The sequence below is a fragment of the Arsukibacterium perlucidum DSM 18276 genome, from assembly GCF_000382165.1.
GTDB lineage: Bacteria > Pseudomonadota > Gammaproteobacteria > Enterobacterales > Alteromonadaceae > Alishewanella > Alishewanella perlucidum.
In genome coordinates this window covers 36,044-50,776 of sequence record NZ_KB907714.1, presented here as the reverse complement: position 1 = coordinate 50,776, position 14,733 = coordinate 36,044, and the positions used below count along the sequence as shown (strand labels likewise).

General features: G+C 49.0%; 14 protein-coding genes. 9 read left to right on the top strand and 5 right to left on the bottom strand.

Annotation, left to right across the window (positions count from 1 at the left end):
* Window positions 1–82: 82 nt before the first annotated feature.
* The 4 genes from H141_RS0111555 to H141_RS0111540 form a co-directional block, all read right to left on the bottom strand.
* Window positions 83–1,498 (bottom strand): sigma-54-dependent transcriptional regulator, encoded by a 1,416-nt coding sequence (locus H141_RS0111555; protein WP_019676429.1) that lies wholly within the window; start codon window positions 1,496–1,498, stop codon window positions 83–85.
* Window positions 1,495–2,652 (bottom strand): sensor histidine kinase, encoded by a 1,158-nt coding sequence (locus tag H141_RS0111550; RefSeq protein ID WP_019676428.1) that lies wholly within the window; start codon window positions 2,650–2,652, stop codon window positions 1,495–1,497. Before H141_RS0111550 ends, H141_RS0111555 begins: the two co-directional genes overlap by 4 nt.
* Window positions 2,653–2,770: 118 nt before the next feature.
* Window positions 2,771–4,282: a sigma-54 dependent transcriptional regulator gene (locus H141_RS0111545; RefSeq protein ID WP_019676427.1), complete on the bottom strand. Its 1,512-nt coding sequence runs from the start codon at window positions 4,280–4,282 to the stop codon at window positions 2,771–2,773.
* Between the two features lie 129 nt (window positions 4,283–4,411).
* Window positions 4,412–5,206, bottom strand: a complete 795-nt coding sequence (locus tag H141_RS0111540) for a flagellin (RefSeq protein WP_019676426.1) — start codon at window positions 5,204–5,206, stop codon at window positions 4,412–4,414.
* Window positions 5,207–5,417: 211 nt separating this feature from the next.
* Between H141_RS0111540 and H141_RS0111535 the strand changes: the two genes are divergently transcribed.
* From H141_RS0111535 to H141_RS0111495, 9 genes are read left to right on the top strand one after another with little or no spacing between them, the layout of a single operon-like run.
* Window positions 5,418–6,608 carry a UDP-N-acetylglucosamine 4,6-dehydratase gene (locus H141_RS0111535; protein WP_019676425.1) on the top strand — a complete coding sequence of 397 codons (1,191 nt, stop codon included), beginning with the start codon at window positions 5,418–5,420 and terminating at the stop codon, window positions 6,606–6,608.
* Between the two features lie 8 nt (window positions 6,609–6,616).
* A complete protein-coding gene (locus tag H141_RS0111530) occupies window positions 6,617–7,762 on the top strand; it encodes a LegC family aminotransferase (protein WP_019676424.1) in 1,146 nt (381 codons plus the stop codon).
* Window positions 7,762–8,916 carry a UDP-N-acetylglucosamine 2-epimerase gene (neuC, locus tag H141_RS0111525; protein ID WP_019676423.1) on the top strand — a complete coding sequence of 385 codons (1,155 nt, stop codon included), beginning with the start codon at window positions 7,762–7,764 and terminating at the stop codon, window positions 8,914–8,916. Before H141_RS0111530 ends, neuC begins: the two co-directional genes overlap by 1 nt.
* Window positions 8,913–9,986 (top strand): N-acetylneuraminate synthase, encoded by a 1,074-nt coding sequence (gene neuB, locus H141_RS0111520; protein WP_019676422.1) that lies wholly within the window; start codon window positions 8,913–8,915, stop codon window positions 9,984–9,986. Before neuC ends, neuB begins: the two co-directional genes overlap by 4 nt.
* Window positions 9,976–10,611, top strand: coding sequence for an acetyltransferase (locus tag H141_RS0111515; RefSeq protein ID WP_019676421.1), 636 nt, complete (start codon window positions 9,976–9,978; stop codon window positions 10,609–10,611). Before neuB ends, H141_RS0111515 begins: the two co-directional genes overlap by 11 nt.
* 12 nt (window positions 10,612–10,623) lie before the next feature.
* Window positions 10,624–11,679: a nucleotidyltransferase family protein gene (locus H141_RS0111510; RefSeq protein ID WP_019676420.1), complete on the top strand. Its 1,056-nt coding sequence runs from the start codon at window positions 10,624–10,626 to the stop codon at window positions 11,677–11,679.
* Complete coding sequence (locus H141_RS0111505; protein WP_019676419.1) at window positions 11,679–12,653, top strand: Gfo/Idh/MocA family protein; 975 nt, start codon at window positions 11,679–11,681, stop codon at window positions 12,651–12,653. Before H141_RS0111510 ends, H141_RS0111505 begins: the two co-directional genes overlap by 1 nt.
* Complete coding sequence (locus H141_RS0111500) at window positions 12,650–13,348, top strand: acylneuraminate cytidylyltransferase family protein (protein ID WP_019676418.1); 699 nt, start codon at window positions 12,650–12,652, stop codon at window positions 13,346–13,348. Before H141_RS0111505 ends, H141_RS0111500 begins: the two co-directional genes overlap by 4 nt.
* Window positions 13,335–14,102 (top strand): oxidoreductase, encoded by a 768-nt coding sequence (locus tag H141_RS0111495; protein WP_205620382.1) that lies wholly within the window; start codon window positions 13,335–13,337, stop codon window positions 14,100–14,102. Before H141_RS0111500 ends, H141_RS0111495 begins: the two co-directional genes overlap by 14 nt.
* Here the strand turns inward: H141_RS0111495 and hisH are convergent.
* Window positions 14,086–14,733, bottom strand: a complete 648-nt coding sequence (gene hisH / locus H141_RS0111490; RefSeq protein WP_019676416.1) for an imidazole glycerol phosphate synthase subunit HisH — start codon at window positions 14,731–14,733, stop codon at window positions 14,086–14,088. The genes H141_RS0111495 and hisH overlap by 17 nt on opposite strands.

The window sequence follows — 14,733 nt, the reverse complement described above, 5'->3', positions numbered from 1 at the left end:
AGGAGTTATGCCACATTTATAGCCTTGTTTTATAAACAAAAAAGCCAGCAAGCTGGCTTTTTATTCTTAATAATCTGCTCTCTCAGGCGGGCAGCTCTATACCCGACTCCCGCATCCTGGCCAGTTTATATCGCAAGGTACGATCACTAATCCCAAGCTTTTCTGCTACCGCTTTGCGCTTATATGCGCACGCCTTTAACGTCGCCAGAATAATCCGGTGCTCTTGCTCGTGCAGTTCTGTTTTAAAGTCTTCCGGTACTGCTGTATCTGTTAAGGTTGCCGGCGCCTCAGCTGCCTGAACTGGCGGGGGCGCTACCACAGAGGCAGCCGCAGTTTGAATGCCAGCTATGGCAGGGTTGGCAGCGCTGGTATCTGCTGATAACAGAATATCTGCCGGGGTAATTTGTTCACCCTGGCATAGAATAAGCGCCCGTTGAATAACATTATCCAGTTCGCGAACATTGCCCGGCCAGCTGTGCTCAAGCAACATCTTGCCAGCGCTCTCACTCAGCGATAATACCGCCCGGCCCTGCTGCTGGCAGTATTTACTGATCAGGTGCATAGCCAGCGGTCTGATATCTTCGCGCCGTTCAGCCAGCGCCGGCCAGTTAAGCGGAAACACATTTAATCTGAAAAACAGATCCTGGCGGAAGCTACCCTCAGCAACAGCCTGCTGCAAGTCGCGGTTACTGGTCGCCAGCACCCGCACATCCAGTTTAATGGTTTTACGGCTGCCAAGCCGCTCTACTTCCCGTTCTTGTAATACCCGCAGCAATTTGGCCTGCAGATTTAAATCCATTTCAGTTATTTCATCCAGTAATAAAGTGCCGTGTTGCGCCTGTTCAAACTTACCTGGACAACCTGCAATAGCACCGGTAAAGGCACCTTTTTCATAACCGAACAAGGTAGACTCCAGCATATTTTCCGGAATAGCCGCGCAGTTTATTGCTACAAAAGGGCCTGAGGCACGGGGTGACTGCTGATGAATATAACGTGCCAGCACCTCTTTGCCCGAACCACTGGGTCCGGAAATCATCACACTGGCCTCTGAGCGCGCCACCCTGGCAGTTAATTCAAGTAAGGCAATGCTGGCCGGTGCAGCCACCACAGGTGTTGCCGGATTAGCCTGCTCAGCCAATACATACCGGCTTACGGTACTAAGTAATACCTGAGGTGCAAATGGCTTAGCCAGATAATCTACTGCTCCCAGCCGGATTGCTTCTACCGCATCCTGCACATTGGCATAGGCAGTCATTATTAGTACCGGCAGCTGCGGAAAATGCTGGCGCAAGGTTTTCAGCAAGGTTAAACCGGAGACCTCGCCCATTTGCACATCACTGACCACCAGTTGTACCTGCTGCTTTTTCAGCAGCAACAAGGCACTTTCGGCACTGTCAGCGCTAAAAACCTGATAATTGGCCAGGCTCAGCGTGTCGCACAGGGCCTCACGTAACCCGGCATCATCCTCTACTATCAGTATGGGTGTAGCTGTAGTCATTCGATACCTCTGCTTTTACAATTAGCTTGCTGGTTGTTTTGTTCAGAAAAATGAACAGGTAAATTAATAACGAAGCAGGCACCACAATCAGGTCGCTGCAAGTATTCGACATTACCCTGGTGCGAGTTAACTACCGCCTGCACGACGGCCAGTCCCAAACCACTGCCATGTTGGCGCCGGCTGAAAAACGGCTCAAAAATGTGCGATTGTAAATCTGCGGCAATACCGGGGCCATTGTCACTCACCGTCAATTTTAAGCTGGCGCCTTCCTGCCGGGCCGAGATGTGAATATGGGCGCCGCTGCTAACAGCCTGAATGCTGTTTTGGATCAGATTACTGATAGCACCGGCCATGCTGCTGAGATTACCCAGTAAATAGCTGTCCTGGCAATGGCTGCTGACAGTAAGCTGAGCGTGATGTTGCTGCAGCAACGTCTCTGCTGCAACGTTAACTTCATGCAGTAAGCTTCGTACGGTAAAAGGTTGCACCGCTTGCGCTGTGCCGGCGCGGGCAAATAGCAGCATATCATTAACCTGCTGCTCCAGATCATGCAGCCGGGCCAGTAATTTCTGCTGAAATTGTTGTTGTGACGCCGCAGTAAGCTTACTGCTCCCCAGATTTTCTGCGTATAACATAGCTGACGATAATGGCGTGCGGATCTGATGTGCCAGGGTTGCCATCATTTTGCCAAGAGTTGATAAGCGCTGCAAATGCGCCAAGCGGCTTTGCAGCTGCCGGGTCTGTGTCAGATCAGTCAGCACAATCAGCTGGCCAGGCTCAGGACTCAGCGGGCTGATTTCCAGTTTAATCCGCCTGCCATCTTTTAATGATACTTCGAGACCATCATCACTGCGCGGGGCGAAGCAACGGTTAATCACTTCCAACCAGGGCTGGCCCAGTAAAGGTTGCCCTAACATAGTGGTTGCTACCGGGTTGGCTTCTGAGACAATGCCTCTGGCGCTTAACAGCACCACGCCGGCAGGCAACACATTTAGAATATGCTGCAGACGATTGTCAGCATCACCATGCAAGCCTGCCAGAGCCTGGCTGACCCTGCTGCTGAGTTCCTGCTGATGAAGCTCATGCTGGCGAAGCTTCGACTGGCTAAGCACATGTGCAGAATCGCTTGAGGTAAAATGACTGATAGCAGGCATAACGCAACTGACCTTGACTACAAATGATATAGTCGATGCAGAGATTATGCCAAGGTTAAGCTGCTGATTAAATTGATAAAAAAATAAATAGTGCCGTCAAAGGCTTGACAGCGTGGCGCTATTCGTCCCTGCCAAGGTTATACTTGCGCATTTTTTCAACCAGAGTAGTCCGGCGTAACCCCAGCACTTCAGCAGCGCGGGCAACCACGTAATCATGGTGTTGCAGGGCATTAGATATCAGCTGCACTTCCAAATCAGCCAGGTACTCTTTTAAGTCAAAACCGTCTTCAGGTATATCACTCAGTTGTGGCAGGCTAACGGCAATGCCATTGGTGCTGGAGTTGGCGCTGCCCGTACTATGCTGCTTATCATCATTGCTGTTACTGATGCCAGTGCTGTCATCTTCGCTATCATCCGCGCTCGCTGCAAAAAGATCATTTAGCATATCACGCTCTAACAGCGCTTCCGGGTACTCAGGCTGATAGCTGTCCACATCCAGATAACAGTATTTTTGCGGTAATTCGGCTACATCCACCACCTGGTCCGGATACATTATCAGCATCCGCTCCAGTAAGTTTGCAAGCTCCCGCACATTACCCGGCCAGCTGTGCAATTTAAGGCTTTCTAATGCCCGCTCGGTAAAACGGATCCGTCCCTGATGCCCCGCAGCTTGCCGGTTAAGCAGCTCCCGGATCAGCAGTGGTAAATCGTCACAGCGCTCACTCAGGGCTGGAGTTTCAATCGGAAATACATTAAGCCGGTAAAATAAATCTTCCCGGAAATGTCCTTCGGTAATCATCTGTTCTAAATTACGGTGGGTTGCTGCAATAATCCGCACATCGGCTTTAATGGTCTGGCTACCACCAACCCGCTCAAAAATCCGCTCCTGGAGCACCCGCAATAATTTAACCTGCATCGGTTGTGGCATGTCGCCTATTTCATCCAAAAACAGCGTGCCGCCCTGGGCCAGTTCAAACCGGCCTTTACGGGTGGAAATAGCGCCGGTAAAGGCACCTTTTTCGTGGCCAAATAATTCACTCTCCAACAGCTCTGCCGGAATGGCGCCACAGTTAATTGGCACAAAAGGCCCCGCAGCCCGGTTAGACAACAGGTGGATATTACGGGCAACCACTTCTTTACCAGTTCCTGACTGGCCCAACACCAGCACATTGGCATCCGTTTTGGCGACTTGCGAGATTAAAAAACGGACTTTTTGCATTGGCTCGGTCTGACCCACCATACCATCAAACTTCAGGCTGGTTTCAGTTTGTCTCTGGCCAGGCAAAAGCCGGTGATATTGCTGACAATCACGCAGCAACTGCGTTAGTGAGTTATATGAAAAAGGCTCAGTAAGCAGCCCCACGGCATTGGGATACTGCAATAATGGTGTGAGTGGCTCTCCGATCAGCAAAAACGCACAACGGGGGAAACGCAATAACAAATCGGCGTGCTCAGTGTCACCAATAGCACCCAATAACACCACTGCAGGGCTATCTATTGTCAGTTGCTGTAACAACGCCTGATTACTAAGCACCTGATAAGGTTCATTAATAAAGCTAAGCACTGTCGTCAACCGTTCGGCGCGACGCTGTTGGGAGTCAACAATATAAAGAGGAGGATTTACTGCCATTTTGCCGCATTATTGTTATTGCTTTGATTTCATTGTACTGCGCTAACCTGAGCTTGCAACCATAACCGCTATTTTTTTGACAGCTGTCAAAAAAATAGCGGTTATGGTTGCAAATGAATTATAGGGTTTTCAGCTCAGCAAGGTTAACGCCTGTTGCTGTTGCATCCGGGCTTGCATCGTCACGCTGGTTGAACTTTGGGTCAGGATATCAGCAGAGGTTTTCTGACTTATTGCTTTAGCGTAGTCTAAGTCTTCAATCCGGCTGCGCCCGGCGGCTTCATTAATTTGCTGATTACTTAAACTGCGCGCCTGGGCGGCAAAACTATTAATACTTGCCCCCGCTTGTGCCTGTAACCCTACCACATACTCAGCAACCCCGGCTAACGTGCTGGCAGCAGCCTGCGCACCACTGCTACTTTCTAAGTCGATATCAAACAAACTCTGAGCATTGAGTGCTGTCGATACATCGGCAACTTGCAGTGCAACGTTACTTTGGCCGGCATTAAAGGTTATAGCACCATTACCAAACAAAGGTTTGCCGCCAAAACTGCTATTTTGCAAGGTGTTGTCAATATTGCTTAGATAGCTGTTGGCCTGCTCCTGCAAGGCGGCGCGATCGGCATCTGAGTAAGCGCCGTTGCCTGCTGCCACAGCCAGCTCGCTCAGCCCGGCCAGATCAGTACTGATATTTTGCAGGCTTTGCTCGTATACCTGCGCCAGGCCAATGCCATCATACAAATTACGCTGGCCCTGGGTCGCAGCGTTGACACTACTGGTCAGCCGGTTAGCAAGCTGCAAGCCAGCAGCATCGTCTGCTGCAGAGTTGATGCGTTTGGCACTGGCCAGTTTTTCAGACTGCGCCTGCTGTGTTTGCAGCAGACCATTTAGCTGTGACGTCGGGGTTGGCTGACCGGTGATTTTCATAAAGAACTCCTGTTGAAACCTGACATCTTAATTATAGCGTTAATTTACGGATCCAGATGTGACCAACCAAAATTTAATCAGATTACTGTTTAAATGCCTGATATAGTTGAGATAGCATCAACTAATCCAACTACAATGTTATTAAGATTCTTGTTACTCTGCCGATATAGTAAGTTATAACACCAGATTCTCGCCATGCGGAGACCAGGACGTGACAGAAATTTTACCGCTGCTAGGGCGCACCAAACCATTATTTACTGAAGATATTGCCGCTTACGATATTGCGCTGTGTGACATCATTGCCAACAGTCGCTTTCTGGTACTGGGCGGTGCAGGCTCTATTGGCCAGGCAGTCTGCAAGGAAATATTTCGTCGACAACCGAAAAAGCTGCATGTAGTTGATCTCAGTGAAAACAACCTGGTAGAGCTGGTGCGTGACATTCGCAGCGCCTTTGGCTATATCAATGGTGACTTTCAAACCTTTGCGTTAGACATCGGCTCGGTCGAATATGATGCCTTTATTGCGGCCGATGGTAACTTTGACTATGTATTGAACCTGTCTGCGCTTAAACATGTTCGCAGCGAGAAAGACCCTTACACTCTGATGCGGATGATCGATGTTAATGTGTTTAATACCGACAAGACTATTGCCCAGTCAGTCGCTAAAGGCGCCAAGAAATATTTTTGCGTGTCTACCGATAAAGCTGCTAATCCAGTAAATATGATGGGCGCATCAAAGCGCATCATGGAAATGTTTTTAATGCGGCGCAGTAAAGATATTGCTATTTCCACAGCCCGCTTTGCCAATGTGGCTTTTTCAGACGGGTCATTGTTACATGGTTTCAATCAGCGTATTCAGAAACGACAGCCCATCGTCGCTCCAAATGACGTTAAACGCTATTTTGTTACGCCACAGGAGTCTGGCGAGTTATGCTTAATGTCTTGTATTTTTGGTGACAACCGTGACATCTTTTTTCCTAAGTTAAGTGAAGCCCTGCATCTTATTTCTTTCGCCGATATCGCAGTTAAATATTTACATCAGGCAGGCTATGAGCCGTATTTATGTGCCAACGAAGCCCAAGCACGAGAGCTGGCAAAAACCCTGCCCGGGCAAGGAAAATGGCCTTGCTTGTTTACCGCTAGTGATACCACCGGTGAAAAAGATTTCGAAGAGTTCTATACCGTCAACGAAGTGCTTGATATGGCAAGGTTCGAAAACCTAGGGGTCATAAAAAATGAAGCGCGGTATCAACCGGAATTACTTGAGTTGTTTGAGCAGGAGATTAACCGGATGAAACAAGCCAGGGCCTGGACCAGACCACAGTTGGTTGAACTGTTTCACAAGCTGATCCCGGATTTTAATCACAAAGAGACCGGTAAATATTTAGACGGTAAAATGTAGGTCTTATTATGAGCACTGCCCTTGTTAATTTTATCCGTGAGTTGTACCAGAGTAATGAATTTATTCCGCTGCACGCACCTTCATTCCGTGGCAATGAACTGCAATATGTCAGCGAAACTATTAAAAGTACTTTCGTCTCCAGTGTCGGAAAGTTTGTTGATGAATTTGAACGAAAAATAGAAGATTTTACCGGTACAGTAAAAGCGGTGGCGACCGTTAATGGTACTGCGGCATTACACAGCGCACTTTATATGGCGGGGGTGCACGCAGGTGACGTAGTGATTACCCAGCCTTTAACTTTCGTCGCTACCTGCAATGCCCTTTATCATATGGGGGCAGAGCCGGTATTTGTTGATATCAGTACCAACACCTTATCCCTGTGTCCGGCAGCGCTGTCGCAATTTTTACAGCAACAGGCGCGCATTGATGACCAAGGTTGCTACCTGAAAAGCAGCGGTCAGCGCATACGCGCTGTTATGCCAATGCACACTTTTGGCCACCCTGCTGCACTGGATGAATTAATGCAGATTTGTCAGCAGTGGCAACTTATTTTAATTGAAGATGCCGCAGAGAGTCTGGGTTCATATTATAAAAACCGGCATACCGGCACTATCGGTCAATTTGGCGCACTTAGCTTTAATGGCAATAAAATCATTACCACCGGTGGTGGCGGTATGTTGTTATGCGCCGGTTTAAAAGACGGTGAACGTGCTAAACATCTTACCACCACTGCCAAAGTGCCTCATCGCTGGGAGTTTTATCATGATGAACCCGGCTTCAACTACCGCCTGCCAAACCTGAATGCGGCACTGGGATGCGCGCAAATGGAGTCTTTAAGCTATTTTCTTGCCCAAAAACGGCAGCTAGCCAGGCAATACCAGGCATTTTTTGCAGACACCGATTATCAGTTTGTGGACGAGCCAGCTCAGTGTCAGGCTAACTTTTGGTTAAATGCGGTAATTTGTCCTGATTTGCGCAGTCGCGATAAATTACTGCACAGTACTAATGATGCAAATGTGATGACCAGACCAGTCTGGCAACTGATGCACCAGTTACCGGCCTTTAAACACGCAATACGTGGTTCGCTAGCCATTGCAGAAGATTTGGCTCAGCGGCTGGTTAATCTGCCCAGCAGTGTACCGGAGGCATTTTAGTGACTAAAAAAGTAGCCGTTTTTACCGGCACCCGCGCTGAATACGGTTTGCTGTACTGGCTGTTAAAAGATATTCAGGCAGATCCTGAGTTGCAGTTGCAACTTATCGTATCTGGCAGCCACTTATCGCCGGAATTTGGCCTGACTTACCAACAAATAGAAGACGATGGCATTGTTATCACCGAAAAAATTGAAATGTTGTTATCATCAGACAGCGCAGTAGGCACAGTAAAAAGTATGGGGCTGGCGCTGATAGGCCTGGCAGATACGTTTGCAAGGCTGCAACCCGATGTACTGGTGCTGCTCGGTGACCGGTTTGAAACGCTGGCTGCGGCGCAAAGTGCCATGCTGATGAAAATACCGGTGCTGCACTTACATGGTGGCGAAATTACCGAGGGCGCTACAGATGATGCGATTCGCCATGCGGTTACTAAACTAAGCTACCTGCACGCGACATCAACCGAAGCTTACCGCCAACGGGTGATCCAGCTGGGTGAAGCACCAGAGCGGGTCCAAAATGTGGGCGCTATCGGTCTGGATCATTTATACCGCAGCACGTTATTAACAAAAGAACAGCTTGCTCAAGCCTTAGATTTTAAAATTACCCGGCCGTATTTCGTTGTAACCTATCACCCGGTAACACTGGCAGATGAGCCGCCACTAGAGAGTTTTAATGCGCTGTTAAGCGCGCTGGATCAATTTAAGCAATATCAGATCATCCTGACCTACCCTAATGCTGATGAAGGCGGCCGCCAAATTATAACGGCCCTGCAACATTATGCGGCTGCGCAACCCGAACGGGTATTGGCCGTAGCCTCTCTCGGCCAATTGCGCTATCTGAGTGCAGTGAAACACGCCGCCGCAGTTATTGGCAACTCGTCCAGTGGCATTATCGAGGTGCCCGCATTTAACATTCCCACCATAAATATTGGTGCCAGACAACAAGGCCGGCTGGCAGCACCATCGGTGCTGCACTGTAAAGCTGAAGCAGGCGCCATAAAAAATACTATGCAACTAGCGCTTAGCAGTAACTTTACTGCAGTAATTAATCCTTATGGTCAGGGTAATGCCAGTGCCAGGGTAATTCAGATGATTAAGCAGCTGCAGTTTAATCCGGTAAAAACATTTTATGACCAGCCAGGAGTCGGACAATGACACTAATTATCGCCGAGGCAGGCGTTAACCATAATGGCGATGAAAAAATGGCATTTGCCCTGGTGGACGCGGCGGTCGCAGCAGGCGCAGACGTTGTTAAATTTCAAACGTTTAAAGCCAGCGCACTTGCAACAGCTGATGCAGAGCAAGCCAGTTATCAGCGACAAAACACTGGTCAAACTGAGTCGCAGCTTGCGATGCTAAGCCGCTTAGAGCTCAGTCACGAGGTACATATAAGGCTGCAGACGTATTGCCGGCAACAAGGCATTGAGTTTTTATCCACCGCTTTTGATGAATTCAGCCTGCAGTTTTTACTCGGACCACTCCAGCTTACCCGGCTAAAGATCCCATCTGGTGAAATTACCAATGCACCTCTGGTGTTGCAGCATGCTAACAGCGGCAATGACTTAATAGTTTCCACCGGGATGGCGACGTTGGCGGAAATTGAGACAGCATTAGGGGTTATCGCCTTCGGTTATACGGCAGCTTGCGGTGCCCGGCCATCGGCGGAGGCTTTTGCGACAGCCTATGCCAGTAAGCAAGGCCAACATGCCCTGCGCCAAAAAGTCACGCTGCTGCACTGCACCACTGAGTATCCTGCGCCAGCAACCGACATTAACCTGAAAGCAATGGATACTATGGCTGCGGCCTTTGGCTTGCCAGTAGGTTACTCAGACCATAGTGCCGGTATCCATATTGCTGTAGCGGCGGTTGCCCGCGGCGCCACTGTACTTGAGAAACATTTCACCCTGGATAAAACCCTGCCGGGGCCTGATCATAAAGCATCACTTGAACCAGATGAGTTGACAGCGATGGTAGCTGCGATCAGACAAGTAGAGCAGGCGCTGGGAGATGGCATAAAACGGCCTGCCCCGTCGGAATTGGCTAACAAAGCAGTCGCACGTAAAAGTCTGGTTGCCGCTACTGATATAACTGCGGGTGAAACCATCACTGCGAAACTAATTGCCTGCAAAAGACCCGGTACCGGCAGTAGTCCTTATCAATACTGGGATTTTCTAGACCAGCCTGCCACTCGTGATTATCGGGAAGGAGAACAGCTTGCAAAATAAAGCTCTGGTTATGCTCGGCGCCGGGGGCCATGCCAAAGTGCTGTTGTCGATTTTGCAACAACAAGGGGTAACAATCGCTGCCGTATGCGCTCCACAGCCACCTGCATCACCGTTATTTAATGGCATTCGCTATTTGGCAGATGACGATGACATTTTGCAGTTTTCAACCCGGCAAGTGGCGTTGGTGAATGGTATAGGCGCGCTGCCAGGTAAATTACTTCGTAGCAAACTGTTCGATAGGTTTGATCAGTTGGGTTATCAGTTTGCCAGCGTTATTGCCAGCAGTGCCATCGTGGCGGATAGTGCACGACTGGCCGCGGGCGTACAGGTTTTACCCGGCGCTATTATTAACGCCGAAGCCCGGCTGGCCGCAAATGTGTTGATAAATAGCGGTGCCATAATTGAGCACGATTGTTTCCTACAAGCCCACACCGTTGTCAGCCCGGGTGCAGTAATTTGTGGTGGCGTAACATGCGGAGTAAACAGCTTTATCGGTGCAGGCGCCACTGTTATTCAGGAATTACAACTCGGCGACAACTGCCTGGCGGCGGCCGGCACTACCGTGGTACATAATTTGCTAGATAATCAGTCTATTTACTGTGCACGGCCATTCATCAAAGGCTAATGAGGCATGACTATGAATAACAGTTGGAAAAAAATTGCTATATCCCCTGAAAGCAGTATCCGGGATGCGCTGATATTGCTTGATAAAGAAGCGCTGAGGATCGCACTGGTAGTAGACGGTGCAGATCAGTTGCTGGGGGTACTTACAGACGGTGACATCCGGCGCGGCTTGCTGCGTAACTGCACACTGCAGAGCACTGTCAGCGATGTAATGAATCCAAACCCTCTAACTGCTGAACAAGGTACGCCACGCCGTGACCTTGTCAAACTAATGACCCGGAAAAAACTACTTTCTATTCCTCTGTTAAAAAACGGCAAGGTTATCGGACTGGAAACTCTGCAAACTGCCGAAGATTCAGTGCAGTATGACAATCCGGTGTTTTTAATGGCGGGCGGCTTTGGCACCCGCCTGAAGCCGCTAACCGATGCTTGTCCTAAACCTATGCTAAAGGTTGGCGATAAACCCATTCTGGAAATTGTCTTAAACAGTTTTATCCGCGCAGGCTTCCATAATTTTTACATCTCGCTGCACTATATGCCGGAGCAAATTCAAGCCTATTTTGGCGATGGCTCCCGCTGGAATGTCAGCATTAGCTATATTTATGAGCAAGAACCGTTGGGAACAGGTGGCGCTCTGGGGTTACTGCCTGATTCCCTGCCAGATTTGCCGCTAATTTTGATGAATGGCGATCTGCTAACCACAGTAGATTTCGAGCAGTTGTTGCAGTTTCATACCAAACAAAAAGCTGATGCAACCATGTGTGTCCGCGACTACGAATATCAGATCCCGTTTGGTGTGATCAATGGCGAGGGTAACAGGGTTATTGCGATGGAAGAAAAACCAATCCAGCGTCTGTTTGTCAATGCCGGTATCTATGTGGTGTCACCTAAGGTTCGCAAGCAGGTAAAAGCTAATCAGCGCATCGATATGCCAACCTTACTGGAGCAAAATATTGAACAGCAAAATGCGGTGCTGATGTTTCCTATCCATGAATACTGGCTGGATATCGGCCGCATAGACGATTATCAGCGGGCCCAAATTGATGTGATAAATCTGGGTCTGTTTTAATGCAGCGGTTTGGGGTAATTGGCCTTGGCAGTATCGGGCTGCGGCATTTACGTAATTTACACAGCCTGTTCCCTGATGCTCAGCTGCTGGCGGTCAGTGCCAGTGGTCGTGCAAACAGCGAAATACCAGCACCGGCAACAACCGTCTCAATGACCCAGCTGCTTAAGTTACAACCTGACTTCGTTGTAGTCGCTTCACCGGCCAGCTTGCATCTACAGCATAGCGCAATGTTACTGGAACACGGTATTCCGGTATTAGTAGAAAAACCTTTATGTGCCACCGCAACAGAGGCTGAAAACTTTATCCAGCTGCGACAACGCTACCCGGATAGTATTATTGATGTAGGCTATTGTTTGCGCTATCTCCCAGCAGCACAGTTGGTAAAATCAGTTGTGCAGTCGCAGCAACTGGGACGTATTTACAGCGTAATTGCCCAGGTTGGCCAGTATTTGCCGCAATGGCGGCCACAGAGTGATTATCGTGATTCGGTATCGGCGCAGGCAGCGCTTGGCGGCGGGGCTTTACTCGAGCTAAGCCACGAGCTGGACTACCTGCAGTGGCTGCTGGGCCCTCTGCAACTTCGGTATGCCCGCAACCGGCAAAGCGGCTTATTGCAGCTGGATGTCGAGGATATCAGTGAATTAGTGCTGGAGAATAATAATCAAACCAGCTGCTTTGTTCATCTTGATTTTATCCAGCAGGCGCCATTCAGGCAGTGTAGTCTTATTGCAACAAACGGCCGGCTGGACTGGGATGTTATTGCTAATACCGTAACGTTACGCCAGCGCGATCAACAGCATCTGCTATATCAGGATCCCAGTTACGATAAAAACAAAATGTACCTGGCAATGCTGCAATCTTTCTGGCAAAAAGTACAGCAGCGCGACAGCAGCCACACTAACTTAATGACTGCTGCGGCGATAGTCAGGCTGGTTTCCCAGGCAAAACAGCAGGCCGAACTGGAGATTTTATGAGTTGCATTGCCTTTATCTTTGCCCGCAGCGGCTCCAAAGGGTTACCCGGTAAAAACATTAAGCCTTTGCATGGTAAACCGTTACTACATTACGCTATAGAAGTGGCAAAGCAGCTACCCCAGATAAATCATATTTTTGTCTCCACTGACTGTGACAACATTGCCAGCTGCGCCAAAGCAGCAGGAGCCGGGGTCATTATCAGGCCTACAGAGCTGGCTACAGATACTGCTCCGGAGTGGGCAGCCTGGCAGCATGCCATTCGCTATGTGCAGCAGCATATTGGCAACTTTACAACCTTTGTCAGCTTACCAGCCACCAGCCCGCTCAGATCGGCAATTGATGTCAGCAATGCAATAACCCAGCTGGAACATGCCCGGGCCGATTTATGTCTGGCTGTTACGCCTGCCAATCGCAATCCTTACTTTAATATGGTCGTGCGCGACGACAGTAATAATGTGCAACTGGTTAGCACCCTGCCCGCCGGCATTCACCGACGCCAGGATGCGCCAGCTGTGTTTGATATCACTACAGTGGTCTATGCCGCCCGGCCAGAGTTTATCCTGCAACAACAAAAGCTGTTTGATGGCGTGATCACCAGCATTGAAGTACCAAAAAAACGCGCGGTTGACATCGATGATATCTACGATTTTATGCTGGCAGAAGCCATACTAAAGGCGGAACATGATGCTGAATAATAAAACTATTTTGATTGCCGGTGCCGGCGGTTTAATTGGCCGCGCCGTAGTAAAAGCCTGTCTGGCACAACATGCAACGGTGATTGCCACCGATCTGGACGAAAACGCGCTGCAACAACAATTGCAGCAAGCAGGCTTTGATCTGCAAAGTGGAAAACTGCTGCTAACAACTCTTAATCTGCAACAGGCCGGCGACATTAGTGCTCTGTTAACAAAGTATCGGCCTGATGGTGCCGTTAACTGCAGCTATCCCCGTACTAAAGACTACGGCAAACATTTTTTCGATGTTAGCCTGCAAAGCTTTAACGATAACTTGTCTTTGAATCTGGGGAGTGCTTTTTTATTTATGCAGCAATGCGCTGCCTACTTCAAACAACAACAGCTGGAGTTTTCGCTGGTAAATCTGGCATCAGTCTATGGTGTGGTCGCGCCACGTTTCGATATCTATGACCAGACAACCATGACCATGCCGGTAGAATATGCTGCCATTAAATCGGCGCTTATTCATCTTAGCAAGTATGCAGCGGCCTACGTTGCTGACAGCCGGTTTCGGGTTAATCTGGTTAGCCCCGGTGGCATAACAGACAAGCAGCCTGACAGCTTTTTACAGGCTTATAAAGCAAAAACCCTGGGTAAAGGAATGCTGGATGCAACTGACGTTACCGGTGCTATCACCTTCTTACTTTCCGACCATGCCCGTTATACTAACGGGCAAAATATCGTAGTGGATGATGGATTTACGCTGTGTGGCTAAGTGGTACAGTTTGCATATTTTGTAATAGATGCAGGCTATGAGCCAGGATCTCCAGCCCGACAGCGCCACTTTTTTCGGGGTGAAATTGAAAACCTATCACATTGCCTTGTTCGACTATTGCACATAAATTCTGGTCGCCATACTTAACGCTGGCAGCCACTACCTCAGGCTGGCGAAAATGACACATATGAAAAGAATGAACAAAATATACATAACTTCCGGCAAAATGCGCAAAACGCTTTGAGTTAACCTGTAACGGCAACCAATTAACATTAGGCGTTATTACCTTTTGTTCTGTTGTTGCTGCTATATGTTCAACCTGTGCATCCACTATAGCTAAGCCGCTATGCTGACCAAACTCCGTAGAAAACTTTGCCATCGCCTGCATACCAACGCAAATACCCAGCAGTTTTCCACCACAGGCCAAATGAGCTTTTAAGGCTGAAGTAAGACCCGTATCCTGTAACGACGCCATGCAGCTGGCAAAAGCGCCAACACCAGGCAGCACAACGACACTACCCGTACGCAACTCCGAAGCGCCAGAAATGACTTGGTATTGATACTGACAAGCTGACAATGCTCTGAGCACATTGCTCAGATTGTTGGTTCTGGTATCTATAACCTGGATCAT

Excerpts from the sequence above, each read along its gene's own strand:
- H141_RS0111500 (WP_019676418.1), top strand. The coding sequence starts at position 12,650 with ATGAGTTGCATTGCCTTTATCTTTGCCCGCAGCGGCTCCAAAGGGTTA.
- H141_RS0111495 (WP_205620382.1), top strand. The coding sequence starts at position 13,335 with ATGATGCTGAATAATAAAACTATTTTGATTGCCGGTGCCGGCGGTTTA.
- H141_RS0111510 (WP_019676420.1), top strand. The coding sequence starts at position 10,624 with ATGAATAACAGTTGGAAAAAAATTGCTATATCCCCTGAAAGCAGTATC.
- neuB (WP_019676422.1), top strand. The coding sequence starts at position 8,913 with ATGACACTAATTATCGCCGAGGCAGGCGTTAACCATAATGGCGATGAA.
- H141_RS0111505 (WP_019676419.1), top strand. The coding sequence starts at position 11,679 with ATGCAGCGGTTTGGGGTAATTGGCCTTGGCAGTATCGGGCTGCGGCAT.
- H141_RS0111555 (WP_019676429.1), bottom strand. The coding sequence starts at position 1,498 with ATGACTACAGCTACACCCATACTGATAGTAGAGGATGATGCCGGGTTA.
- H141_RS0111550 (WP_019676428.1), bottom strand. The coding sequence starts at position 2,652 with ATGCCTGCTATCAGTCATTTTACCTCAAGCGATTCTGCACATGTGCTT.
- hisH (WP_019676416.1), bottom strand. The coding sequence starts at position 14,733 with ATGATCCAGGTTATAGATACCAGAACCAACAATCTGAGCAATGTGCTC.
- H141_RS0111540 (WP_019676426.1), bottom strand. The coding sequence starts at position 5,206 with ATGAAAATCACCGGTCAGCCAACCCCGACGTCACAGCTAAATGGTCTG.
- H141_RS0111545 (WP_019676427.1), bottom strand. The coding sequence starts at position 4,282 with ATGGCAGTAAATCCTCCTCTTTATATTGTTGACTCCCAACAGCGTCGC.
- H141_RS0111530 (WP_019676424.1), top strand. The coding sequence starts at position 6,617 with ATGAGCACTGCCCTTGTTAATTTTATCCGTGAGTTGTACCAGAGTAAT.